This window comes from Bradyrhizobium sp. STM 3561, from assembly GCF_045571455.1.
Classification (GTDB): domain Bacteria; phylum Pseudomonadota; class Alphaproteobacteria; order Rhizobiales; family Xanthobacteraceae; genus Bradyrhizobium; species Bradyrhizobium vignae.
Window position 1 is genome coordinate 7,964,829 of record NZ_CP120695.1, and the last position, 23,551, is coordinate 7,988,379.

The following is a 23,551-nucleotide window of genomic DNA, read 5'->3' on the forward strand; positions in this document are numbered from 1 at the left end:
AGACCATGACCGATCATCATAGCGACATCGATTCCCTCTCCGGCAAGTCCACGACCGGACACGAATGGGACGGCATCAAGGAGCTCAACACGCCGCTGCCGCGCTGGTGGGTGATCACCTTCTATCTCACCATCTTCTGGGCGATCGGTTACTGGATCGTCTATCCGGCCTGGCCGCTGATCTCCAGCAACACGACCGGCGTGTTCGGCTACTCCTCGCGCGCCGACGTCGCCGTCGAGCTCGCCAATCTCGAGAAGATCCGCGGCGACAAGATGGTGGCGCTGGGCGCGGCCTCGCTCGCCGACATCGAGAAGGATCCGGCCCTGCTGGCGCTCGCCCGCGCCAAGGGTAAGACCGTATTCGGCGATAATTGTGCGCCCTGTCACGGCTCCGGCGCGGCCGGCGCCAAGGGGTACCCGAACCTGAACGATGACGACTGGCTGTGGGGCGGCACGCTCGACCAGATCATGCAGACCATCCAGTTCGGCGCGCGTTCCGGTCACGCCAAGGCCCATGAAGGCCAGATGCTCGCCTTCGGCAAGGACGGCGTGCTCAAGCCGGACGAGATCGTCACGGTCGCAAATTACGTCCGGGCGCTGTCGGGCCTCTCGATGCGGACGGGATACGACCCCGCCAGGGGCCAGAAGATCTTCGCCGAGAACTGCGTCGCCTGTCATGGCGATGGCGGCAAGGGCAACCAGGAGCTGGGCGCACCTGATCTGACTGACAAGATCTGGCTCTACGGCTCGGACGAGGCGATCTTGATCGAGACCATCAGCCAGGGCCGCGCCGGTGTCATGCCGGCCTGGGAAGGGCGGCTCGATCTCGCCACCATCAAGGCGATGGCCGTGTACGTCCACTCGCTCGGTGGCGGAAAATAGCAGACCGGCCGCAAAGGGAGGCGAACAAATGTGCCTCCGTTTGCGCTGGATCAACTGGCGCGACGATGTCCGGTCTAGGTTCAATCGCACCTCTCGAAAGCCGTTGGCGATGAACAAGACCGTGAACCCCAAAGACGTCATATCGGGTAACGACAACGGGCCACTCTACGCAGCCCGCAAAAAGGTCTATCCCCAGAGCGTCTCCGGCACCTTCCGCCGGATCAGATGGGGCCTGATGGCGTTCTGCCTCAGCGTCTACTATTTCCTGCCCTTCGCGCGCTGGAATCGCGGCCTCGGCGCGCCCAGCCAGGCGGTGCTGATCGACCTTCCCAACAGCCGCTTCTACTTTTTCTTCATCGAGCTGTGGCCGCAGGAGGTCTACTACTTCACCGGCCTGTTGATCGTTGCCGCGGTGGCACTGTTCCTGATGAACTCCATCGGCGGCCGGATCTGGTGCGGCTATCTGTGCCCGCAGACGGTGTGGACCGATTTGTTCTATGCAGTCGAGCGTCTGATCGAAGGCGACCGGCGCGAGCGCATGAAGAAGGATGCCTCGACTGATCCGATGAAGCTCGAGCGCATCTCCGAGATCGTGTTCAAGCATTCAATCTGGCTGCTGATCGCCTGGTGGACCGGCGGCGCCTGGGTGCTTTACTTCAACGACGCGCCGACGCTGGTGAAGGAGCTCGTCACCTTTCAGGGGCCGATGATCGCCTATATCTGGATCGGCATCCTCACAGCAACGACCTATCTGCTCGCCGGCTACATGCGCGAGCAGGTCTGCACCTATATGTGCCCGTGGCCGCGGATTCAGGCTGCGCTCACCGACGAATGGGCGCTCAACGTCACCTATCGCTACGATCGCGGCGAGAAGCGCACCTCGGTCAAGAAGGCCGCCGAACTTCGCGCGGTCGGCCAGCAGGTCGGCGATTGCGTCGATTGCTATCAGTGCGTCGCGGTTTGCCCGACCGGCATCGACATCCGCAACGGACCGCAGATGGAATGCATCCAGTGCGGCCTCTGCATCGACGCCTGCGACAACGTGATGAGCAAGATCGGCCGGCCGAAGCGGCTGATCGGCTACGATAACGACATCAACATCCATCGCCGCCAGGAAGGCAAGGCGCCGATCTACCGCATCGTCCGGGCCCGCACCATCGTCTACGGCGCGATCATCGCGGTCGTCGGCGGCTTCATGATCTACACGCTGGCGACCCGCAGGCTGCTCGACATCAACGTGCTGCACGATCGCAATCCGGTCGCGGTCAAGCTCAGCGACGGCTCGATCCGCAACGCCTACACCGTGCGGCTGCTTAACAAGAGCGGCTATGACCGCGTCATCGCGATCGACGCGAACGGGCCTGTCAACGCGACCGTCCACGTCGTCGGTGTCGATTCCGTGATCCCCGACAGGCCGATGATCGTGATCCCGCGCGACACGACCAGCGAGCTGCGGCTGCTCGTCACTGCACCAGCGGAGAACAATCCGGAGAAGTCGATTCCCGTCCATTTCCACGTCATGGATATCGGGCTTGGCGCGGCGGCGGGCACGACCGACAACTTCGTCTCGCCTTGAGGCTCAGGAGATCTACCATGGCATCCAATCCGCTGACCGGAACCAAGGTCTTCCTGATGCTCGTCGCCTTCTTCGGCGTCGTGATCGGCGTGAATGTCACCATGATGAAGCTCGCGATCGCAACGCTGCCCGGCACCGATGTCGACAGCCCCTATGCCGCAGGACTGACCTATGACCGCGAGATTTCGGCGGCGCACGACCAGGCCGCACGAAACTGGCAGGTCAACGCCCATATTGAGCGGCGCGCCGACGGCGGCGCCATGATCCAGCTCGAGCCGCGCGATGCCGCGGGACAGCCGATGACCGGATTGAAATTCGCCGGACGCCTGGAGCGGCCGACCGACAAGCGGGCTGATCTGTCGGTCGAGCTCAGCGAAGCAGGCATCGGGCTCTATCGCGGCAATGCTGCGGCGGTCGCGCCGGGGCAGTGGGACCTCGTGATCGAGGCTGAGGCGCGGGGACAGCGCGTCTTCCTGTCGCGCAACCGCGTGATCCTGAACTGAGGGACATTGTCATGCACGTCACGCGGGATTTCTCGCACTATGTCCGCAGCGCGGGCGAGGGCGTCCAGCACATCGACCTCGCTGTCGAAGGCGTTCACTGCGCCGGCTGCATGGCGAAGATCGAGCGCGGCTTAGCGGCTATGCCTGATGTCACGCTCGCACGCGTCAATCTCACCGATCGCCGTATTGCGCTGGAGTGGAAGGCCGGCACGCTCGATCCCGCGCACTTCATCGATCGCCTCGAGGAGCTCGGCTACAAGGCCTATCCTTACGAGACCGAGAGTGCAGAAGCGAGCGAGGTCGCCGAATCCCGCTTTCTGCTGCGCTGCCTCGGCGTCGCGGCGTTCGCCACCATGAATGTGATGATGCTCTCGATCCCTGTGTGGTCGGGCAATGTCTCGGACATGCTGCCCGAGCAGCGCGACTTCTTCCACTGGCTGTCGGCGCTGATCGCATTACCCGCCGCGGCGTATGCCGGCCAGCCGTTCTTCCGTTCGGCCTGGCGCGCGCTGTCGGCCAGGACCACCAACATGGACGTGCCGATCTCGATCGGAGTGATCCTTGCGCTCGGCATGTCCCTGGTCGAGACCGTCCATCACGCCGAGCACGCCTATTTCGATGCGGCGATCATGCTGCTCACCTTCCTCCTGGTCGGCCGTTTCCTCGACCAGAACATGCGGCGGCGGACCCGCGCGGTCGCCGGTAATCTCGCCGCCCTCAAGGCGGAGACCGCGGCCAAGTTTGTCGGCTCCGACGAGATCTCGCAGGTGCCGGTCGCGGCGATCCATCCTGGCGAGATCGTGCTGCTGCGCCCCGGCGAGCGCTGTGCGGTGGATGGGACCGTGATCGAGGGCCGTTCCGAGATCGACCAGAGCCTGATCACCGGCGAAACGCTCTACCTGACGGCCGAGCAGGGCACGCCGGTTTATGCCGGGTCGATGAACATCTCCGGCACGTTACGGGTGCGGGTTTCGGCGGCCTCGGAGGCGACGCTGCTCGCGGAGATCACGCGGCTGCTCGAAAACGCACTCCAGGCCCGCTCGCGCTACATGCGGCTCGCCGACCGGGCCTCACGGCTCTATGCGCCGGTGGTGCATGCGACCGCGCTCCTGACCATACTCGGCTGGGTCGCTCTTGGTGCGAGCTGGCACGATGCCATCGTCACCGGAATTGCCGTCCTGATCATCACCTGTCCCTGTGCACTCGGCCTTGCCATTCCGACGGTCCAGACCGTGGCCTCGGGTGCGATGTTCAAAGCGGGCGTGCTGCTCAATTCGGGCGATGCCATCGAGCGGCTGGCGGAGGCCGACCACGTCATCTTCGACAAAACAGGGACGCTGACGCTGCCCGATCTCGAAGTGATGAACGCGGCCGAGATTCCCGCAGAGAGTTTCGCACTTGCCGGTCGGCTCGCGCTGTCGAGCCATCACCCCGTGGCGGCCGCGATCGCGCAGGCCGCCGGCGCCGTTTCGCCGATCGTCGGTGCCGTGGAAGAGGCGGGACAGGGCGTTAGTGTGACGCTCGACGGCCAGGACCTTCGTCTCGGCCGCCCGTCCTTCTGCGGCACGGATGCGCTCCTCGACAAGCGCACCGTTGATCCCGAAGCCTCCATCGTCGCCTTCGCCAAGGGCGGCGAGAAGTTCATCCTTTTGGTGCGCCAGGGCCTGCGCCCGGACGCGAAGCCCGTCATCGCAGCACTGAAGGCACGCAATATCGGGGTCGAGATCCTCTCCGGCGACCGCGAGCCGGCGGTGCGGGCGGCGGCCGATGCGCTTGGTATCCCGGAATGGCGCGCCGGCGTAACGCCGGCCGACAAGATCGCGCGGATCGAGCAGCTGAAGCAACGCGGCGCAAAGGTGCTGATGGTCGGCGACGGCATGAATGATGCGCCCTCGCTCGCCGCGGCCCATGTCTCGATGTCGCCGATCTCGGCCGCACATCTGAGCCAGGCCACGGCCGATCTCGTCTTCCTGGGCCGTCCCTTGGTCCCGGTCGTTGCAGCCATTGATGCCTCGCACAAGGCCCTGCATTTGATGCGGCAAAATCTCTGGCTCGCGATCGGCTACAACGTCCTGGCCGTTCCGGTCGCGATCAGCGGGATTCTCACGCCGTTGATTGCGGCGGCAGCGATGAGCAGCTCATCGATCCTGGTCATGCTGAATTCGCTACGCGGACGCCGTCTGCGACGGGAGAATGAGCTATGGAAGTGATCGTGTTCCTCGTCCCGCTGGCATTGCTGCTTGGCGTGATCGGGCTAATGGCATTCCTATGGTCGTTGAAGAGTGGTCAGTTCGACGATCTCGACGGGGCCGCTTGGCGCGCGATTGCTGAGGACGCTATTGAGTCGCCATCGCTCCAGCCCAAGGTCCGTTCGACAGCAGCTGGCGGTGGTGAACTGCGCCCCATTTGACCTGGCGCAATGCAGGCGCCGCTCCGCGGTAGAATATTGCGTCTATTAAAATTCGTGAGGTTGCCATGACATCGATCACTAAATCAGCGTCGATCGCGGGCTGGTTGTTGGGAAGGATTGCGGATTGGTTCGAACGATTTCGCGAATCCGCCGACATCCGTGCACTCAGTGCCTCCGAGATCGAGTCCATTGCGCGCGACCTTCGCGTCCAGCGAGCTGAGCTCGAAGCCCTCATTGCTCATGGCCGGCACGGTGCCAAGGAATTGTCACGGCTGCTCGATGTGTTCGGGATTGATGAAAGGTCGATTGCGCGCAAGCAGCCAGGCGTGCTGCATGACTTGACAATGGTGTGCGCACTTTGTGCATCAAAGCCGCGATGCAATCGTGAGACGAGGGCAGGAACGGCGGCTTTGCAATATCCAGAGTACTGCCCGAACGCTTATACGATCGATGCGCTCAGAAAGGAATCTCTAATACCCCAGGCGGTCGACTTTCTTCGCAGGCCTGCCTGCTGCTGATTGCTTTGAGGATGGCCTTGGCGGGCGTGAAGGCAGCCGGGAAGAGCCCAGCCTCTTCCATTGTCTCATGGTAGCGAGCCTCGTGAGGAGCCCTGAGGTTAGACTGCACGGCTATGAGTGGCTGCGGAATGCACAAGGTGGGCGTCGAAGGCCGAAGCCACGCTCCTCACCAAGAATTCTGCCCCGGCGTTCACTGATAGGCCGTCCGTGGTCATTGTCACGGCGCCATGAGCGATGAGACTATCAATCCGAGCGCGATCAACTACGGCGGACTCCTGGTCGCGGCCATGCAGACGCGATACTTGGCGGAGATCAACCGCAAGATCGCACATGATTCGCTCGATGATAGCGGCGCGGAACCGGTCTTCGTCGGTTAGCACGTAGCCTTTCGCCGTGGCGAGGCGTTCCTCGGCAATGCGGGTGAGATAATCGCGTATGGGAACGACGTTCTGCACGAAGCCCTGAGCCATGCGGCCGATGGCGCTGGCGCCAAGACCGATGAGAGTGTCCGCGGTGTCGTCAGTGTAACCCTGGAAATTCCGTCGCAATCTGCCTTCCCGCCCTGCGGCGACAAGGCCGTCGTTGGCAAGCGCAAAGTGATCGAGGCCAATGCGTACGTACCCCGCATCAAGCAAGGCCTGAGCGATAGTCTCTGACTGGAGGTGTCGCTCGAGACTGTCTGGGAGCGAGTCATCGGAGATCGTTCGCTGATGCTTCTTGAATGATGGAACATGGGCGTAGCCGAAGACCGAAAAGCGATCAGGGCGCAGCTCGAGACATTTGCGAACGGTATCCAGGCAGGATTCCACCGTCTGCAGGGGAAGGCCATAGAGAAGGTCAAAGTTGATCCGGCCGATGCTCTGCCGGAGTAACCGCTCGACGGAGGTCGCGGTCTGATCGAAAGTCTGATGCCGGTTGATGGCCTGCTGGACGGCTGGGTCGAAGCTCTGAACACCCAGGCTCGCGCGGTTGACACCGCAGGAGGCAAGGGCCTCCGTCATCGGCTTAGTCAGGGTGCGAGGATCTATCTCGATGGCGATTTCGGCATGGGGAAGGACGAGAAACGAAGACCGCAAGAGATCGACCAGTTCCGCGAACGTCTCCGGTCGCATGACGGTCGGCGTACCGCCGCCAAAGTGGATGTGAGAGACCGGCAGCCTCTGCCCGATCGCCTCAGCGGTAAGCTGCGCCTCGCGGCGCAGACCAGAGGCATAGAGGGCGATTGGCTCATCGTGCTTCGTTACGAAGGTATGGCATCCGCAGTACCAGCACATCGAGCGGCAAAATGGCACATGCAGGTAAAGCGAAGCCGGCTGCTGGAGCGGCACGGATTTGAGCCATTTTCGATAATCGACTTCGGAAATCTCGGGCGAGAAGTGCGGGGCGGTTGGATAGCTCGTATACCGAGGGAGGCTGTCGTTGCCATAGGATTGCACTAAGTCGGGTCGCATGTGCGGTCCTCCATCTCCGGACTAGCTAACGCAGCGGTGCCCAGACGACCTTGCTCTGGCTCAATTCAACTGCCGTATTGGAACTTTATGTTTTCCGGAGAAGATTCGCTTCATTCCGAAGGAGCACCGCAATCAGCTGCGAGAGCTCGATAGCGAGCCGGCTATTTGATCGATGTCAATGAGAGACCTGAAGACCAGCCATAGTCTTAGGTTCGGGAAGAGAGGACAAAAAAATGCTGGAAGAGGTCGTCGAGTTCGCGGGCGAAGCGTTGCCCGGTGGGAATGCTGAGCCGCCATGCTCCGAGACCGAATTCCTGCTCGAACTCGGCGACCGTGTGCGCCGCTCGCGCATGCATTGCCGCATGTCGCGTCGGGAGCTCGCCCGCAGGTCTGGCATTTCGGAGCGATACATCGCTCAGATCGAGAGCGGGAAGGGCAACGTCTCGATTGTCCTCCTTCTGAGGCTTGCTTTGGCTATCCACCGCAGCCAGCGACCTGCGGCCTGACGTCCTGCTCGGGGCACTCACCAGCGCGTGGCAAGCTTTGGCCATCCAATTGTGCTGTTTAGGAGGCAAACTGCGCCGGCTCAGCCTGGGAGAGCAGTCGGACCTATCAGATAGCTGAAGAGTATGCCGGCGCCTGGCGGGCCATCACCTCATGAGGGGAAAATCGGCAGGCCGACGTCGATCCGGTCCGCGAGCAGCGACCACTCTCGGATCTCCCGGAGCTCGCAGAACTGCCGTTTGGCAAGGGATGCTGCTTCGGTCGCGTTACACGCATTGATGTCAATAACGCGCCGGCAGGCCTCACGGGCTTGTCCCTGATCTCCGGTAAGGGTCTTGAAGAACCGGACGATGTAGTGGGCCATGATGTCTCTTTCGCGTTCTCGGCGCCATTGTTTGGGTTAGTAGATGAAGGCCGGAGATTCGAGGAGACGATCATTCACCGTCGCTCGGTTGATTTGACTCTCTGACACATCGTGCAACTTGACGAAGTCCGCGGCACTTTCTGTCTCGCTGGTCAAGAGGCGCAGCCATAAGGTGTGTCGAGCGTTCGGGTCGGGCGATTTGATCCGAGTGGATGCTGTGCAGATCGCGGCTTGTCGCAGCGAGTATCTGTAACTCACGCGCAGAGTGCGTCGGGTAGTCACGCCGAAGCGCGCAGAGTGCTTTGGTCAGGTTGTGGTCAGCTAGGAATTTTATCCTAGTCGGCAGAGCTCGCACGGCACGAGCTCAATTGTGTGCAACTTTGCCGATAGGAGAGCGCTCTCATGTATGGCAGAAGCGTTGGCTCATCCAGCCAGTTCACTACCGGTAACCAAACTGACGATTCGTCAGAAGCGGGAGATAGTCCACGGTTTGCGGAAACAGTTGCAGCAATGGAGCGAGGTGGGTCGTCGTCCGAACCAGCGGCGTCATACTCTCTCGTTTCCGAACCGCCCATCAGAGAGATCGACCGAGAGTCCTTCTTGCGCGGAGTTGAGAGATTCTTGCGCAATGATATCAGGCACATCAGCGAGAACCCAGAAGAGTACTCGGACTTCGTCTCCCAGAAGGCTGAGCGCGCAGCGACGGTTGCTGGAAGTTACGCCAACACCTACGATGATCCAAATAAGCCAGCACGATTTTACAGCTACCGGTTGGGCGACGAAATTGTCGGGCTTCTAAGAGCAGGAGGCCCGGCTCGGATTAAAGGAGACCATTTTCAGCAGCAGTTTGGGCGCAACGATATCACATCCGTGGTAGATCTTAGGGTGACTCATCCGCTTGTCGAGAACGCTGGCGATATCTTGCTAGAACATCAACTGCGAGAGGACGGGGACCATCCGCTGATCTTGTCGCGGCCAGCCCTAGCTGGCATGGAACCTCGTCTAGCAGACATGGGTTTTGTTCCCGTGGGTCGTAACCACTGGGTGCTTGATCCTCACCAACGCCCCGATGTGTGGACGAAGAACGAGAACGACGAGTGGCAGCGGGTAGGCAAGCCTACGAAGTATCTTTCCAAAGATGGGGGCAGTGATGTCGGTCCTCAGAGAAGCTACGAAACGGATTCGTCGGACGATGACCCTTCATTTTACTTGGAGCGCGCTCTTAGAGGGATGCACATGGAGTAAATTGGCTGCAATAGCAGCATCGGGCCTGAAATGACGGACATTTGACCGTTCTATCCCGAGCTCAACGGCTTGCTTCAAAGGGGCGCGCGCTTGCTGCGTCGCCCTCGCCGGCTGAAACGTCCGTTCAACAACCTTCTCCGAAGGCGCTTACGAAGCTGCGGTCGGATGCGCGATCCGAGGTGGCGTAACGGGGGCTCCCTACGGAGTGGCCACAACGAGCAGCAACGAGCAGCAACGACCAGCCACCGCGGGCAGCTGTCCGACAAATAGTGCAGAGGGCTTGGACCCGAAAGCTGCAGCTGCACGGCCTGCATGGAAACGGCAGCAAGGCCTAAATTGTCGAACTGATTAGTCTGAATGATGCGGCGGGTAATTGGGCGAGCCAGCAAGGGCTGGCTTGCGCGTTGGATTACAACAGACACTATCAGACCGGCACTTGTACGGTTCTTGCAGGTTGATTGCACAGCGACAATGAAAAGCGTCTTGCAATCAACGGGCGATAAGTGAAGCCAAATCCCATCTACGCGATCTGCAGCTTTAACGACATTTCGAGCCGCCAGGCCAAGGGATTCCACCTGATGGTCGTCGACGATCACGGCAATCACCGGCCGTGGTCCATCATTGTGGTGCGCTGGGGCAAAAAGGTGCTTGGCTACGTCAATAAATGCCCGCACAACGGCGTCAATTTGGACTGGGAGCGGAACGTATTCCTTGATCCATACGGTATCCGGCTGATGTGCGGCAAGCATGGTTCGACCTTCGAACTCGGCACCGGCCTGTGCGTCGAAGGTCCATGTCAAGGTAGAACGCTCACGCCGATCGCGTTGGCAGTTCTGGACGGTGATATCTGCGTCGTTGGTGTGCATCTTGTCGAAGATGATGCATCGGCCAACAAGTGAAGACGGTGCTCAGACCGGCCGATTCTCGTTGCGGTTTTTCACGGGCTCCATCCTCTTTAGCCCTTCGTCGTACGAGATCTCCTCATAGGACAGGTCGAGATCCTTTGCGGCATCGAGGAGGTAATCAAGCTTGCCGCCCGGATCGAGCTTCTTGATGTCGTCCTTGTTGAGCCCGACCAGGTCCATCATCTCCTTCCAAACCGTGGATTCATCGCACGGTAGGACGTGGAAGCTAATATCACCGAACTTCACTCGGTACTTCGCCAGTAAATCAATGTTGTTGCAGAAGATGAAGTAGCTACCGGTTGGGCTTAAGGCGCCGTCAAGGACGCTCGCGACGTCAGCAAGATAGGCGAAGGAATGCAGATAGCCGGCCAGCACCGGAATAGTGCGTTCGCCGTCCTGTGCGATCGTCAACACCTGCTCAATCGAATAGTCTGGCGGCCGTTTCTCGTCCGCAACCTGAGTCTGGAATTTTAGTGCCACGTCGCCGCGAAAGCCGAACCGGCCCGGCTTGGTAGTCCCGCCTTTGAGTACGGCATTGAGCAGGCGGCCCTCCTTCTCAAGTCTGCCGAGTGCGGTGTTCTCGATTGCAGTCATTAAATTCTTCCTCGATCTAAACTCTTCCGACGCCTTGGCCGGTGCCAGATGCGATGCAAATTGCTTGCCGTCGCATGCGTAGCGGCCTTCGCCGCAGCTTAGAAGAAAACGCGTAAGTGGCTGCTAACACTCAGGGAGCCTGTCGGGAACCCGACACCGGTTTCAACGCCAACAGGCGCAATCCAAAAAAGTGAGCATCATCAAGCGTCTGCGCGCTGGCACGTGGCTTGCCCTTAGCAGCTAGATCGAAGCTGATGAGGGAAAGCCGTGATCAACCTGACGGATAGCGCAGTGAACGCAATCAAGAGCGCGATTTCATCGTCGACCCATCCGACCGGCGGTCTGCGCGTCATGATCGAAGCGGGCGGCTGCAATGGATTCAAATACAAGATGGGTCTGGTCGAAGAACCGAAGCCTGACGACACCGTGATCGACTGCGATGGGCTGAAGGTGTTCGTCGATAACAAGAGCCGTGAGCATCTGATCGGCACGACCATCGATTTCGTGATGGCACTGGAGAGTTCTGGCTTTACGTTTCACAACCCGAACGCCACTGCGAACTGCTCATGCGGAAAATCGTTCAGCTGATGAAACAAACCGTTCAGCTGATGAGGAGGACATAGAAGCATGCCGGCCGAACCGAAACAACTGAGGCAATCGTCGCCCATTGCGACAGACCGAGAGCGTCGCATTCGCGGCGCCATCGAACGAGATTCGACCCAATCTGCGACGCGATGGTGGCGACTGTCACCTGATCGGGATCGATGGCAGCAGGGTCATGGTCAGGCTGTCCACTGCCCGCACGTTGCTGTAAGCTTTCGAACATGAGGAAAGGCATTCAGGCGCGGCTTGTCGAAAACTTGGCGAATTGGTGCGCCTGATCCCCGTCGCGGCTGCAGGCGAGGCAGTGGATTGAGCGAAATCGAATGCTGATTTACCTCGATAATAATGCAACGACTCGAACTGATCCATCCGTCGTGCAAGCCATGTTGCCTTTCTTCACCGAGCAATTCGGCAATGCCTCGTCCACGCATGCCTTTGGCAGCGAGGTCGCAGTCGCTGTGAGGCAGGCCCGGCGTAGCTTGCGTATCCTGCTAGGGAACGCATACGATCATGAAATCGTTTTCACCTCGGGAGGGACCGAGGGCAATAATGCCGCCATCCTCTCTGCGCTTGCGACACAGGACGATCGCGACGAGATCGTCACCACCTCGGTAGAGCACTCCGCCGTTCTTGCGCTAACCGAGCAATTGGCGACAACAGGAGTCAAGACGCACATCGTACCCGTAGATTCCCGCGGCCGGCTCGACATCGAGGCGTTTCGCTGCGCACTCGGGCCACGCACAGCGATTGCCTCGGTTATGTGGGCCAACAACGAGACAGGAACGATCTTTCCTGTGGAGCTTCTAGCCGAGTTGACTCGGGAGGCGGGCGCGCTGTTTCACACTGATGCGGTGCAGGCCATCGGTAAGGTGTGCGTGAACCTGAAGGACAGTGCGATCGACATGCTGTCGCTATCCGGGCACAAACTGCACGGCCCCAAGGGGATCGGCGCGCTATATTTGCGCAAAGGGACAGAATTCCGGCCGCTGATCTGCGGCGGATCACAGGAACGAGGGCGCCGAGGCGGGACTGAGAATATTCCCGGCATTGTCGGCCTGGGAAAAGCCGCCGAGCTTGCGGCGGAGCGGCTTGAACCCGAGCGCGATCGCATTGCCGCGTTGCGCGACCGTCTTGAGCAGGGAATCTTGAAAAATGGCGAGTGCGTTGTGCTCGGCGACACCAGCAATCGGTTGGCGAACACGGCCAATATTGCCTTCGACCATCTCGAAGGCGAAGCCATCGCCCACCATCTCGATCGGACGGGCATCGCTGTGTCGCTAGGATCAGCCTGCAGCTCCGGCTCCATGCAGCCATCGCATGTTCTGCGTGCCATGCAGCTGCCGCGGTGGCGGATGCACGGCGCCATTCGCTTTTCTCTGTCGCGTGAAACCTCCTTTGCGGAGGTCGATGAGGTGGTGTGCGCGGTGTCAGACATCGTGGCTCGCATGCGCGCAATCTCCCGCGTCACAGTCAGGGAGTAGATGTCGTGAAAATCATGATCCGCCGGTCTCCGGAGGGCCTGTCGATCTACGTGCCAAAAAAGGATCTCGAAGAGCCAATCGTAGAATCCGAGTACGAGACACTGTGGGGCGGCTGGATCAAAGTGGCTAATGGCTGGGTGCTCGATTTGCCCGAGATGGCGAGCGACACCCCGTTACCGATCACAATCAACGCTAAAAAACGGGGAGAGAACGGGGACGGTTCGTGAAGGCGCCTCCGCAGATCGAGTTCGTCGATAGGGCCGATGCAAAGGCGCTCGTGGACGTCGCTGCCGGCCTGAGGGCTTCGAGCATTGCTTCCAATCTCAGTCCTGGCCGCGCCGAATTGTCCAAGCCCGATGTGCCGACCACACCAGAGGCGTTTGCCGGCTTCTTCGCCAATAAGGTTTGCGTTGCCGCGGCCGGCTAGAGCCAATGCCTAGGCGTCGGCAGCAAACGTCAACCCGCCGTGACGGCATCGATGACACAGGCCTTTGCTCGGCAGTCGAGCCGACGCTGGGGCGAAGTACAGGGTATCACCCGCGTCGGCATTGGCGAGAATCGCTGGCATCGCGTTTACGATGCGGTTGGCCAAGAGTCGCCGGTGCCATGGCTGGGAGCTGGGCGACGGTGCTGCACAGTCTGACACCGCTTGCGAATGGGCTCCCTTGCGCGCTTGAGATACTGCTCACCATTGGTGGCATTGGAAAGCCCCGGATTCCCGCCTCGTATCGGCATATTGTGAGAGCCCAACGCGAGAAAACCCGTTCAGATGGAGTTCTGGCGAGCTGCGTGAGAATGAACGCGCAAGCCATGGAGCTCTGCGTGAGAATAATGACGTATCTGTCGCATCGCTAACAAGCGCATCATTGCTGTTCTTCTATGCGCCAGCGACAATCGCTTCCGCTAACTCGTTGGCGCATGGCTGCAATTTCATCGTCTCCGCCATGGCATGCAAGTTGCTACCCAGATTCTTGAGGCTCGCTCACGGATGGTCCTGGGTGGTCGATGATGCCTGCAGGGAAAAACGAAAATGAACGCGGTCGTCGAACGCGGAAAACATGTCAAAGCTGGAGTGGATAGCGGCACGATTATGCAGTCCGCCGGCTGCCGCGCTTCTGCCAAGACCGGGCAGGCGAGCTGCGGCTCGCAGGCAGGTCAACGCGATCTGCCGTCCGAAATTTGGGAAAAGGTTAAGAACCATCCCTGCTACAGCGAAGAAGCGCATCATCATTACGCCCGCATGCATGTTGCGGTCGCGCCTGCCTGCAACATCCAGTGCAATTACTGCAACCGAAAATACGACTGCGCTAATGAATCGCGTCCGGGCGTGGTGAGCGAGAAGCTCACTCCTGAGCAGGCGGTAAGAAAAGTGCTCGCGGTCGCGACTAGAATTCCGCAGATGACAGTGCTTGGCATCGCTGGTCCCGGCGATCCCCTCGCCAATCCAGTAAAGACGTTCAAGACGTTCGAGCTGGTCGCCAAGGCCGCCCCCGACATCAAACTGTGCCTGTCAACCAACGGATTGGCTCTGCCAGACCATATTGATACCATCGCCAGGTCCAAAATTGACCACGTCACCGTCACCATCAACATGGTCGATCCCGAAATCGGCGCCAAGATCTATCCGTGGATCTTCTTCAACCACAAGCGCTACACCGGCATCGACGCGGCAAAGATACTGACCGATCGCCAGCTGCAGGGCCTCGAGATGCTTAGCGAACGGGGTATCCTGTGCAAGGTCAATTCGGTGATGATTCCAAACATCAACGACGACCACCTCGTCGAGGTCAACAAGGCGGTCAAGTCGCGCGGTGCCTTCCTTCACAATATCATGCCCCTGATCTCCGCGCCCGAGCACGGCACAGTATTTGGCCTCAACGGTCAGCGCGGACCGACGGCGCAGGAGTTGAAGGCGCTGCAAGATGCTTGCGAAGGAGAGATAAAAATGATGCGGCATTGCCGCCAGTGCCGCGCCGATGCGGTTGGCCTACTCGGGGAAGATCGCAGCGCAGAGTTCACCACGGATCAGGTCATGAGAATGGACGTCCAATATGATTTGGAGATGCGCGAGGCATATCAGGGCAGGGTAGAGGATGAGCGTGCCGCCAAAGTAGCGGCCGCTCAAAAGGAGCTTGCGGAATTTGCCGGAGAGATGAGCGCGATTACTCTTCTAGTGGCCGTCGCAACCAAGGGCTCGGGGTTGATCAACGAGCACTTTGGGCATGCAAAGGAATTCCAGGTTTACGAACTTTCTACATCCGGTGCCAAATTCGTCGGGCACCGCCGTGTGGACGTTTATTGCCAGGGCGGTTATGGCGAGGAGGACAGGCTTTCCGCCATCATGCGCGGCATCCATGACTGCCACGCGGTCTTCGTGTCTAAGATCGGCGGCTGCCCGAAAAGCAATCTGATCAAGGCGGGGATCGAGCCGGTCGATCAATACGCCCATGAGTTCATTGAGAAGTCGGCGATCGCCTGGTTCAAATCCTATCTGGACAAGGTGAAGCGCGGGGAGTTCCAGCACGTGCGGCGAGGAGGCGCCGCGCTCCCGCAAGGATCTCTGATCTCTGCAGCGTAAGGGGAAATATGTGCCATTTAAGATCATCGCCTCGCAGTGTACGAGCTGCTCAGCCTGCGAACCCCTATGCCCGAACGTTGCTATCTCGGAAAAGGGAGGAAGCTTTGTCATTGAAGCGGCGAAATGCACTGAATGTGTTGGCCATTTCGACGAGCCGCAATGTGTCGCCGCCTGTCCAGTCGACAATACCTGCGTGGTTGACACATCCGTGCCTCGCTACCAGGCGCCAGCCTAAAGCGTGAACCCCATGATCGGCATGCCACCAGTAGTGCTGGAAAGCATTGTAAGCTTCGTGCTGCGCGTTGGCGCCGGCATAGACGACGTTCGGTCCTCCATCACGCACGAGGACCGTGCTGGATTGCCCTCCGGCGTGCTGTTGCTGGTCGGCAGCACGTCCCTGGTGGGCATTTCATTCTGCGCGGCGATCCGAAGGCGCTTCGCGATGACGCAGGAGGATAACGTGATCCAGGATCTCGCCTGGGCGAGGCGGCCCGCGCATCTCTGAAGGAGCGATCCATGAGGCGCGGCACATGAACAGCATCGTTCGCGACAGCGACGTCGTCGAGCTCAGCGATCCGCCTGTCTTCAGCTTTGGCCAAAAGGTGCGAGCCAATCGCACCATCCGCAATGATGGCACCTATCGAGGCAAGGAGATTGGCGACGTGTTAGTGAAGAAGGGAGAGGTGGGTTACGTCGTCTCGATCGGCACATTCCTGCAGCAATTCTACATCTACGGCGTCGAATATCTGGAAAGCGGTTACCGCGTTGGCATGAAACGCAAGGAACTAGAGCCGGCGGACGCCTGCGAGGAGGTCGATGATCTGCCATTGCCGGAGGAGTCATGACGCAGCGCGGCTCTCCGAAATATCGGCGGGGACAGCGGGTCAAGACCGCAGTCGACCTTATCAACGACGACTCATTTCCCGATACGAAGCCCGATGGAGTCTTGCTCGCCGCCGGAGCGATCGGTGAGATCATCAACGTCGCGATCCATACGCAAGCGAACGTGCCGATCTACATTGTCGATTTTGGTGATCAGCTGCTCATCGGCTGTCTTGAAGAAGAAATTACAGTGCTTTGAATGGAGGCTTTCGCCATGAATGCTGCGCTGATGAGAAAGGCAAAGGCCGGGCTGGTGCCTCACCCCAACGAGCTCGATCGCAAGCGGATCGAGCACGGCTTAAGCTCGCGCAAACGCTATCTCTACGTCTCGCCCTACGTGACGCCGGTGAGGGGCGGCTACCTCGTCGAGAGTCCCTGTTGCTCGCGCAACATCGCCAAGGATGGCGCTCTCATCGATGTCGCGCTGCTTCTTTATGATGGCGTGAGCGGGATCTGGAAGCTGTTTCGTAAGAATCATGCGCGAGGAATCTGGGAATTTTACAGCCTTTACCATCGGTTGACCTCTGCAATCGACGAGTTGAATGCGGATCCGGAGCGTCTGTTCTGGCAATGACGAACCGTCTTTGACGAGTCAGAGGAACCACGATCGCGCTTACCGCGGAGGAATTGATCGAAGTCGAGCGGCTGGCAGCTTGCTTGGGCGCGGCTTTATGCCTCGGATTTGGCGAATCCGCCGTTCCGGCAGTATGCGCGTTTTCGACCTTCATCTGGTCGATGGATCGGATCGCTGCGTGCGGATTACGGCCAATCCGATACGGGCGATCGACATCGTGTTGGCCGAAAGGAATTTTGGGCGGTGAGCACTCAGCCAGCAGAGTATCGGCTTGATGGCGCGCACACTGTGGAGGAGAATACATTATTCATTCCACTGTCCGATCCCGATATCACCGCCGCCGAGCTCTCGGCGTGGAGACGCTGCTGTGTTCGCAGCAATTCTCCAGCGGGCGGATGCACTCGACTTAACCCCGCAAGAGAAAGCTACAGGCGAGCGCGAAGAAGGACTGATCGATAGTAGAGGAGGCGCCGGGTCCAAGCCGCGGCGAGAGGCCCACGCGCCAAGGTGCAGGAAACCAAGCACACTCACAGTTGAGATTCTCGGTGACCACTCAAGATCATTAGAGTTAGCAAAAATAGGGGATCGCTATGAACTCGCAACAAGTCATCATCCACGTCCGCTTCGCTCCCAACGGGAGGGTGATCCAAATCAGCGAGCGTCCGGCGAAGCTCACGCCGAACCAGTGGTTTGATGTCCTCAACGCCCATGCCAGCTCGGCGTTTCGGCCGCTCGCTCGTGGCCGTGGGATTTTTCAGCTGACCCGGGCTGCGATTGAAGCCTTCAAGCAGCAAACTGCGAGGCCGGGATGAGCGAACCTATAATCGGCAATGTGATGAGCGGTCGCACCGAGGTTTTTGTCGTCTGCCAGGGCGATGCCATCGAGCGGAGTGGGCCAATGAGCTTTAGCCTGTCGCAGATTGATGATAGGGGCGAGCGCCGGCCGTTTTATTGTGGTGCGCACCTTCGGCAATGACTATTTTGGTTACGTCAATCGTTGTCCGCATGAGAGTGTCTGGCTGAACATCGGCTGCGGTGCGTGTTTCTCGGCGGACCGTTCCTTTCTCCGCTGCGGCTGGCACGGTGCAAGATTCGAGATCGAAACTGGGGTGTGCATCGATGGCCCCTGAGATGGACAATCGCTTGACCCGGTAGCGCTCGCCGTGATCGAAGGTGATGTTTGCCTGTGCGGCGTCAAGCTGCTCGAGGACGATCGGTTTGCCGACCCCTTCGGAGACAGCGACGAAACCATGGATATCACGATCCACCCGGACTAACGGGCCTAGCGCTTTATTGTGCTCGAGCTGCCTGAGGCGCTTTACCCTCGAATGAGGCCATTGTGCTCGTGAGCGCTGTTAGATGCGTGTCACAGCCTTTAACCTCCGTAGCACCAAAGAGCTGCTCCTGCGCTGGCTCGCCAAATCGAGCCGGCAGGCGGGACATGCTTGCTACCGCCGCTGATATGTTTGAGCGGGAAATGCCCCCGGCGGCTGGAAGTTCGCCGAGGGCATCGTCTGGGCTTGGAGATGGCGGGACCCAGACTGACAGGATCGTCTTGGGATGAGGAACGACGATCCTGTGTCAGAAGGCCGGCCGGTACAGCTGGCTTTATTGCCTGCGCTGCAACTGGCGTGCCAAACGTCGGTTCGTGGGACGCTCTTAGCGAATGGCGCCACCATCGTCAGTTAGGGCTCGTTAGGAGCAAATGCATTAATGGGCCGTGCTCGTTGTTTCGCACTTTCCACTGCACGCTCGTCTTGACGCGTATCGTGTGAAGCGTGGTCCCAATCGCGGGCCGCTGTGTTGCGGGTCTAGCATTGATTGCGACCGGCTTGGTCTGCCGCCGCAAATGTGGCTCGGCGACTCTCGGGACAGACGGCATCTGTTGAGCAAACGACAGGTAGGCAGCGGCCGAACGCAGCGTCTAGCTTCAGGGCGAAAAAGATGCTGTGACCCGCGCCGGTCAATGCGGTCAGCAATGGCAGAACACGTGCTCGATTCACCACACCATCTTCGAGCTTCTCGCTAGACTGCTCGACGGTCATGAAGATCACTGCTCGTTCCAAGATATGATAGCGCAAGAGCTAGATAGAGTAGCCGAGCTTCAAGGTTATTCTGCGCACGGAAGGTTGAAGCGGAAGGTCAAACGCTATGCGAGGTTTGTCGTGTCCGAAACAGAAGCGAACGACATTGTCGCAACCTTCGCAACAATTGTGAGTCGCGCAAAGCAAGGGATCGTTGCAGAAAACGAAAGTTACGCATCTGGTGCGCAACTTGCTTTGGAGAAGTTGGACAGTGATGCCGGAGCGGAAAGACCGGAATGAGGGCAGAAGAGGTTGGAACTGATCAAGGGGGCTCCTCTGGTCGCGAGAATATCTATCACTGATCTAGCGACGACAATCACGATGGCGCCCACCCATTTCGTCTGCTTTCTCAAGCGCGAGTGGAAATGTTAGCATCGATTGGTTGATGCGCTGTTAGAATTGTGGGGGCGATGTGCTCGCAATCCAGGCTCTTTTCAGATGAAGCCCATTGACTCAGGAGAGGCAGGCGCATGAACTCAGAAACCGAATTCGAGCTTCCTCAGCTTTATAGGCATCATGTCTTTGCCTGCAACACGCAGCGTCCGCCAACTCATCCGCACGGCAGCTGTGGCGCCTCCGGCGCGCAAGCCCTATGGGATCGGATGGCTAAGGCGATCGAAGCGCAAGGTCTCAACGATATTGGCTTCACGATGGCAGGCTGCCTTGGCTTTTGTAACTCTGGTCCCTTGATGGTCGTCTATCCCGATGGAGTGTGGTACCGCGCGACCACGCCTGAGGATGTTGACGAAATCGTAAACTACCACCTCAAGCAGGGCAAACGTGTCGACCGCCTTGTGATGGTGCTGAAGCGAAGCTAGAGGCGTCGATTAGCTGCCACTTGCCCGGGCTAACAAGCATCGACGGCCTGTCCGACGATGAGCTGGCGGCTCGGAACTCAGATCGTCTGAGGGTTGAGCGTAGCCATCACGCTTCGGATGTGAGAACAGCAAGTAATTCAAGTTGCCGCCGCGTGCCGCCATTCTTCTCCCGCGCAATCTGCAAATGGCGCCTTTGCAACGCGCGACCAGTAAGAATATGAACATATGCTGGGTCGATCTGGTCGTGTACGGTCACTCCATACTGCACGATCCGTAGCTCAGAGAGCAGCGCTGCGAATAGCTCTCCGCATCTCGCGAGATGACGCATTCTTGACGCGTCATCTCGTTCTGCTTGCACTGCGGTAAGGCTAGGGGACGCGCTCGATGAGATCGCCGCGTCTCCCTTCATCAAACGGACTCCCCGTTTTGATCCTGTTCTAGCGCTAGAACTTGTATGTGACGCCGCCGCTGACGAGCCATGGGTCGATGTTGGCACGCCCGGTGACGGCAATCGCATTGTTTACGATCGCGGAGTACTCTGGCCGCAGCCACAGCTTCTTCACGTCAAAGTTGAGGCCCCAGTTACGATCAAGCATGTAATCGAAACCGAATTGGACCGCCGCGCCGAACTGGTTGCTGATGCGCAAATCCGTCACTGCAAGACCGGCGAGCGACGTATTGGCTGCCGATTGATTGAAGAATGCGGTGTAGTTGATGCCTGCGCCGATATAGGGCTTGAGCGGGCCGAAATCGGTGAAGTGATATTGCAGGGTCAGTGTTGGCGGCAACAGCCAGGCTTTGCCGATATCGAGGCCAGTGAGCGCGCCATTGCCGCTGATGTGATGGCTGGTCACGCCGAGAATGAGTTCGGCGGCAACGTTCTTTGTGAAGAAGTAGGTGATGTCGAGCTCGGGTATGGCTTGATCGCTGATTGATAGCCCAGAAGTCGGTGAGGACAGCGAGGGCGCCCCGGCGACGTTGACCGTGCTGCCTGCGGTATCTGGCAAAACGCCAAGCACGCGCAGGCGGATCATCCATGGATTAGAGGGTTCAATCGGAGGCGCTTTATAGTAGATCGGCGCCCGAGCCAGATCCGCAGCCTGTACCGGGATGCTGGCCAACGAGGTCGCTAAGGCGAGCAGCGATGCTATCGTCGTAACTGTCCTTGTTCTCATCGAATTCTCCATTCCAAAGTCCGCGCGAAGAGCCGCGCGAGATCTCTGTCACACAGGGCGGGTGAGGGAGGATTTGACGTCGATCAAAATGGGAGCGGCCATAAGGCAATTATGTCGCTAAGTTGCTTAAGGATCACGCCCGCGAAGGGTGGTGGTCTGTTCTAATTCTTATTCAGTTCAAGAGAGACAGATCTCTTCAAAAAACCACGTCTCTGATCGCTGCTCTGATCCAACCCAGGCCGCGGAGTTCATGCGTGATAAAGGGGCGTAACTGCTGCGGCCTCTCACCCACTGGAACGGTGAGAAGAACGGCATTCGAGCGTAGTATACGGATGCCGTTACAGAGCAGTCACTCGCGCAGGCCCGTGTCAGCGAAGGCCTCGTCGCCTATTTCCCGCGTAGGTCGGAAGGTGGAAACGTCATCTTTGCCTCGCTTGATGTGCTGGAGGTACGGTCCGCTGTTTTCTCACGTCTGCGGGCAACGCGTGCGGTTTGCGTCGTGTAAGCATCCCTCCAGATCATCTTGCGACGTGCGGCCAAGCAGGGACAGCAAGGGCTCATGTCCAGCACATCGTGCCCCGCCTACATCGATCAGCGGTCGTCGTATCAGGAGCGGATCGCCCACCATCAATGTGAGTGCGCTTGCCGCGTCGATAGTATCTGGATTGACTTCGCCTGACTTAATACGGGGCGCAGCTGGGTTGAACCAGAAGTCGACGGGCATGTTGCCGAAGAAGCCGCGCAAATCCTCCGTATCCCATGGCTGTTTCAAGATGTCTCGGGCGATCACGTCGTGGCCGGCGGACTTCAGCGCTCGAATCTGACGCGCGTTGGTGGCGCAGCCGGGCTTCTGATAAAAGATGATTGTCGCCATGACGTACCTATGTAGGTGCGTTGAGCTGAACGATTGGCATGGGGGTGCTACTCTCGAGAGTTGATCCGAGTTTATAGCCGATCATCTCAAATGCGGGCGGGCCAAGCGCCGTACCGTATATGCAACTCTTGCCGCTGGTGCGCCAGGTTTCCAGTCCGAGCGGCATATTCAGTGTCCTCAAGCCGGAGCAAGTTCCGTTCCGCACCTGAAGCCATCGGAACAGGTCACGCTAAATCTGCTTTTCGCGTTGATGGTTGTGGTCGTTGTTAGTTTTCTGACAGCCACGCAGATCGAAAACGCCCAGAGCCTCACTCACCCGCCGCCTGTTTTAGAAACGTAATCAGAAGCTTAGGGAGCACGGGCAAGCGTTGGCACGGCGGTTGCTGATAAGCGGCAGCAACACTGAGTGAGGGCTGAGTGCACGTCGACGCGTAAGACGAGCGATGCGCTCCTTCCCTTGAACCCGTGTGCCCCGTTTCTGAGAGAGAAACAAGTTTGCGTGCAAGAGGCGCGAAACGTTTGGTAAATCGGTTGATGGAGAGCAACATGTCTTCACTGAGACAAATCGCGTTCTACGGAAAGGGCGGCATCGGCAAGTCGACCACTTCGCAGAACACGCTGGCGGCGCTGGCCGAGATGGGTCAGAAAATTCTGATTGTAGGGTGCGACCCAAAAGCGGACTCGACCCGTCTGATTCTGCACGCTAAGGCGCAAGACACGATTTTGAGCCTTGCGGCGAACGCCGGCAGCGTGGAGGACCTCGAGCTCGAGGACGTAATGAAGATCGGCTACAAGGACATTCGCTGCGTGGAGTCCGGCGGTCCTGAGCCGGGTGTCGGCTGCGCCGGCCGCGGCGTCATCACCTCGATCAATTTCCTGGAGGAGAACGGCGCCTACGAAAACATTGACTATGTTTCATACGACGTGCTCGGTGACGTCGTCTGCGGTGGCTTTGCGATGCCAATCCGCGAGAACAAGGCACAGGAAATCTACATCGTGATGTCAGGTGAAATGATGGCGATGTATGCCGCGAACAACATTTCCAAGGGCATCCTGAAATACGCGAACTCTGGCGGCGTTCGGCTGGGCGGTCTGATCTGCAACGAGCGGCAGACCGACAAGGAGCTAGAACTGGCGGAAGCGTTGGCCAAGAAGCTAGGGACTCAGCTGATCTACTTCGTGCCGCGCGACAACGTGGTGCAGCATGCCGAGCTACGCCGCATGACGGTGCTCGAGTATGCACCCGATTCCAAGCAGGCCGATCACTATCGCAATCTTGCGACCAAGGTTCACAACAATGGCGGCAAAGGCATTATCCCGACCCCAATCTCTATGGACGAACTCGAGGACATGCTGATGGAGCATGGCATTATGAAGCCCGTGGACGAATCCATCATCGGCAAGACCGCCGCCGAGCTGGCGGTCTCGTAAAAGTCGCGAGTCGCGGCCTTGTGAAAGCGCGCGACGGATGCCGGTCTCCCCCCGTCGATCCCGGGAGGCCGGCATTCTACCGATCGACCCTGATCAAAAA

The 23,551-nt window shown here is 59.1% G+C and carries 29 protein-coding genes; 24 read left to right on the forward strand and 5 right to left on the reverse strand.

Annotated features, from left to right (window positions below):
- Positions 1-5: 5 nt before the first annotated feature.
- The 6 genes from ccoP (at position 6) to P6U28_RS37750 (ending at position 5,888) form a co-directional block, all read left to right on the forward strand.
- On the forward strand, positions 6-881 hold the full coding sequence (ccoP, locus tag P6U28_RS37725; protein WP_129143752.1) for a cytochrome-c oxidase, cbb3-type subunit III: 876 nt from the start codon (positions 6-8) through the stop codon (positions 879-881).
- A gap of 109 nt (positions 882-990) precedes the next feature.
- Positions 991-2,457 (forward strand): cytochrome c oxidase accessory protein CcoG, encoded by a 1,467-nt coding sequence (ccoG, locus tag P6U28_RS37730; protein ID WP_407120845.1) that lies wholly within the window; start codon positions 991-993, stop codon positions 2,455-2,457.
- A 17-nt stretch (positions 2,458-2,474) separates the two neighbouring features.
- The gene (locus tag P6U28_RS37735) at positions 2,475-2,960 is read left to right on the forward strand and encodes a FixH family protein (protein WP_129143750.1); all 486 of its coding nucleotides are present in this window, start codon (positions 2,475-2,477) and stop codon (positions 2,958-2,960) included.
- Between the two features lie 11 nt (positions 2,961-2,971).
- Complete coding sequence (locus P6U28_RS37740) at positions 2,972-5,170, forward strand: cation-translocating P-type ATPase (RefSeq protein ID WP_407120847.1); 2,199 nt, start codon at positions 2,972-2,974, stop codon at positions 5,168-5,170.
- The gene (gene ccoS, locus P6U28_RS37745) at positions 5,161-5,370 is read left to right on the forward strand and encodes a cbb3-type cytochrome oxidase assembly protein CcoS (protein WP_209294994.1); all 210 of its coding nucleotides are present in this window, start codon (positions 5,161-5,163) and stop codon (positions 5,368-5,370) included. The genes P6U28_RS37740 and ccoS overlap by 10 nt, the downstream gene beginning before the upstream one ends.
- A gap of 65 nt (positions 5,371-5,435) precedes the next feature.
- Positions 5,436-5,888: a hypothetical protein gene (locus P6U28_RS37750; protein ID WP_209294993.1), complete on the forward strand. Its 453-nt coding sequence runs from the start codon at positions 5,436-5,438 to the stop codon at positions 5,886-5,888.
- A gap of 98 nt (positions 5,889-5,986) precedes the next feature.
- Here the strand turns inward: P6U28_RS37750 and hemN are convergent, their stop codons facing one another.
- Positions 5,987-7,339: an oxygen-independent coproporphyrinogen III oxidase gene (gene hemN / locus P6U28_RS37755; protein WP_407120850.1), complete on the reverse strand. Its 1,353-nt coding sequence runs from the start codon at positions 7,337-7,339 to the stop codon at positions 5,987-5,989.
- Between the two features lie 233 nt (positions 7,340-7,572).
- Here hemN and P6U28_RS37760 point away from each other — a divergent pair, with 233 nt between their 5' ends.
- Complete coding sequence (locus P6U28_RS37760) at positions 7,573-7,845, forward strand: helix-turn-helix domain-containing protein (RefSeq protein ID WP_122405486.1); 273 nt, start codon at positions 7,573-7,575, stop codon at positions 7,843-7,845.
- Positions 7,846-7,994: 149 nt separating this feature from the next.
- On the opposite strand, the gene P6U28_RS37765 is transcribed toward P6U28_RS37760, so the two are convergent.
- On the reverse strand, positions 7,995-8,207 hold the full coding sequence (locus tag P6U28_RS37765; RefSeq protein ID WP_122405485.1) for a hypothetical protein: 213 nt from the start codon (positions 8,205-8,207) through the stop codon (positions 7,995-7,997).
- Between the two features lie 621 nt (positions 8,208-8,828).
- On the opposite strand from P6U28_RS37765, the gene P6U28_RS37770 reads away from it, so the two are divergent.
- Complete coding sequence (locus P6U28_RS37770; RefSeq protein ID WP_245162785.1) at positions 8,829-9,452, forward strand: host specificity protein; 624 nt, start codon at positions 8,829-8,831, stop codon at positions 9,450-9,452.
- Positions 9,453-9,955: 503 nt separating this feature from the next.
- Positions 9,956-10,351, forward strand: a complete 396-nt coding sequence (locus P6U28_RS37775; RefSeq protein ID WP_407120853.1) for a Rieske (2Fe-2S) protein — start codon at positions 9,956-9,958, stop codon at positions 10,349-10,351.
- Positions 10,352-10,360: 9 nt separating this feature from the next.
- On the opposite strand, the gene P6U28_RS37780 is transcribed toward P6U28_RS37775, so the two are convergent.
- Positions 10,361-10,951, reverse strand: a complete 591-nt coding sequence (locus P6U28_RS37780; protein WP_122405482.1) for a hypothetical protein — start codon at positions 10,949-10,951, stop codon at positions 10,361-10,363.
- A 267-nt stretch (positions 10,952-11,218) separates the two neighbouring features.
- Here P6U28_RS37780 and P6U28_RS37785 point away from each other — a divergent pair, with 267 nt between their 5' ends.
- The 14 genes from P6U28_RS37785 (at position 11,219) to P6U28_RS37850 (ending at position 19,971) form a co-directional block, all read left to right on the forward strand.
- Positions 11,219-11,539, forward strand: coding sequence for an iron-sulfur cluster assembly accessory protein (locus tag P6U28_RS37785; protein ID WP_122405481.1), 321 nt, complete (start codon positions 11,219-11,221; stop codon positions 11,537-11,539).
- Positions 11,540-11,618: 79 nt separating this feature from the next.
- Positions 11,619-11,765, forward strand: coding sequence for a NifU family protein (locus P6U28_RS37790; RefSeq protein WP_245162784.1), 147 nt, complete (start codon positions 11,619-11,621; stop codon positions 11,763-11,765).
- 112 nt (positions 11,766-11,877) lie between these two features.
- Complete coding sequence (gene nifS, locus P6U28_RS37795) at positions 11,878-13,035, forward strand: cysteine desulfurase NifS (protein ID WP_209294989.1); 1,158 nt, start codon at positions 11,878-11,880, stop codon at positions 13,033-13,035.
- A gap of 5 nt (positions 13,036-13,040) precedes the next feature.
- The gene (gene nifT / locus P6U28_RS37800; protein WP_122405479.1) at positions 13,041-13,262 is read left to right on the forward strand and encodes a putative nitrogen fixation protein NifT; all 222 of its coding nucleotides are present in this window, start codon (positions 13,041-13,043) and stop codon (positions 13,260-13,262) included.
- Positions 13,259-13,462: a hypothetical protein gene (locus P6U28_RS37805; RefSeq protein WP_407120856.1), complete on the forward strand. Its 204-nt coding sequence runs from the start codon at positions 13,259-13,261 to the stop codon at positions 13,460-13,462. Before nifT ends, P6U28_RS37805 begins: the two co-directional genes overlap by 4 nt.
- A 603-nt stretch (positions 13,463-14,065) precedes the next feature.
- Positions 14,066-15,613 (forward strand): nitrogenase cofactor biosynthesis protein NifB, encoded by a 1,548-nt coding sequence (gene nifB, locus P6U28_RS37810; protein ID WP_407120858.1) that lies wholly within the window; start codon positions 14,066-14,068, stop codon positions 15,611-15,613.
- 10 nt (positions 15,614-15,623) lie between these two features.
- On the forward strand, positions 15,624-15,848 hold the full coding sequence (locus tag P6U28_RS37815; protein ID WP_129143740.1) for a 4Fe-4S binding protein: 225 nt from the start codon (positions 15,624-15,626) through the stop codon (positions 15,846-15,848).
- A 12-nt stretch (positions 15,849-15,860) separates the two neighbouring features.
- Positions 15,861-16,118, forward strand: coding sequence for a hypothetical protein (locus tag P6U28_RS37820; RefSeq protein WP_407120860.1), 258 nt, complete (start codon positions 15,861-15,863; stop codon positions 16,116-16,118).
- 25 nt (positions 16,119-16,143) lie between these two features.
- Complete coding sequence (locus tag P6U28_RS37825; protein ID WP_122405475.1) at positions 16,144-16,458, forward strand: nitrogen fixation protein NifZ; 315 nt, start codon at positions 16,144-16,146, stop codon at positions 16,456-16,458.
- A complete protein-coding gene (locus tag P6U28_RS37830; RefSeq protein ID WP_407120862.1) occupies positions 16,455-16,694 on the forward strand; it encodes a nitrogen fixation protein NifZ in 240 nt (79 codons plus the stop codon). The genes P6U28_RS37825 and P6U28_RS37830 overlap by 4 nt, the downstream gene beginning before the upstream one ends.
- 15 nt (positions 16,695-16,709) lie before the next feature.
- Positions 16,710-17,069 (forward strand): DUF3024 domain-containing protein, encoded by a 360-nt coding sequence (locus tag P6U28_RS37835; protein WP_122406911.1) that lies wholly within the window; start codon positions 16,710-16,712, stop codon positions 17,067-17,069.
- Positions 17,070-17,992: 923 nt separating this feature from the next.
- A complete protein-coding gene (locus tag P6U28_RS37840; protein ID WP_376707281.1) occupies positions 17,993-18,199 on the forward strand; it encodes a Rieske (2Fe-2S) protein in 207 nt (68 codons plus the stop codon).
- Positions 18,200-19,018: 819 nt separating this feature from the next.
- Complete coding sequence (locus P6U28_RS37845; protein ID WP_407120865.1) at positions 19,019-19,393, forward strand: hypothetical protein; 375 nt, start codon at positions 19,019-19,021, stop codon at positions 19,391-19,393.
- Between the two features lie 230 nt (positions 19,394-19,623).
- Positions 19,624-19,971 carry a ferredoxin gene (locus tag P6U28_RS37850; protein WP_209294984.1) on the forward strand — a complete coding sequence of 116 codons (348 nt, stop codon included), beginning with the start codon at positions 19,624-19,626 and terminating at the stop codon, positions 19,969-19,971.
- Positions 19,972-20,414: 443 nt separating this feature from the next.
- On the opposite strand, the gene P6U28_RS37855 is transcribed toward P6U28_RS37850, so the two are convergent.
- On the reverse strand, positions 20,415-21,158 hold the full coding sequence (locus P6U28_RS37855) for an OmpW/AlkL family protein (RefSeq protein ID WP_407120867.1): 744 nt from the start codon (positions 21,156-21,158) through the stop codon (positions 20,415-20,417).
- Positions 21,159-21,612: 454 nt separating this feature from the next.
- Positions 21,613-22,020: an arsenate reductase family protein gene (locus tag P6U28_RS37860; protein WP_407120869.1), complete on the reverse strand. Its 408-nt coding sequence runs from the start codon at positions 22,018-22,020 to the stop codon at positions 21,613-21,615.
- A 546-nt stretch (positions 22,021-22,566) separates the two neighbouring features.
- Between P6U28_RS37860 and nifH the strand changes: the two genes are divergently transcribed.
- Positions 22,567-23,451: a nitrogenase iron protein gene (nifH, locus tag P6U28_RS37865; RefSeq protein ID WP_122406910.1), complete on the forward strand. Its 885-nt coding sequence runs from the start codon at positions 22,567-22,569 to the stop codon at positions 23,449-23,451.
- Positions 23,452-23,551 lie beyond the last annotated feature (100 nt).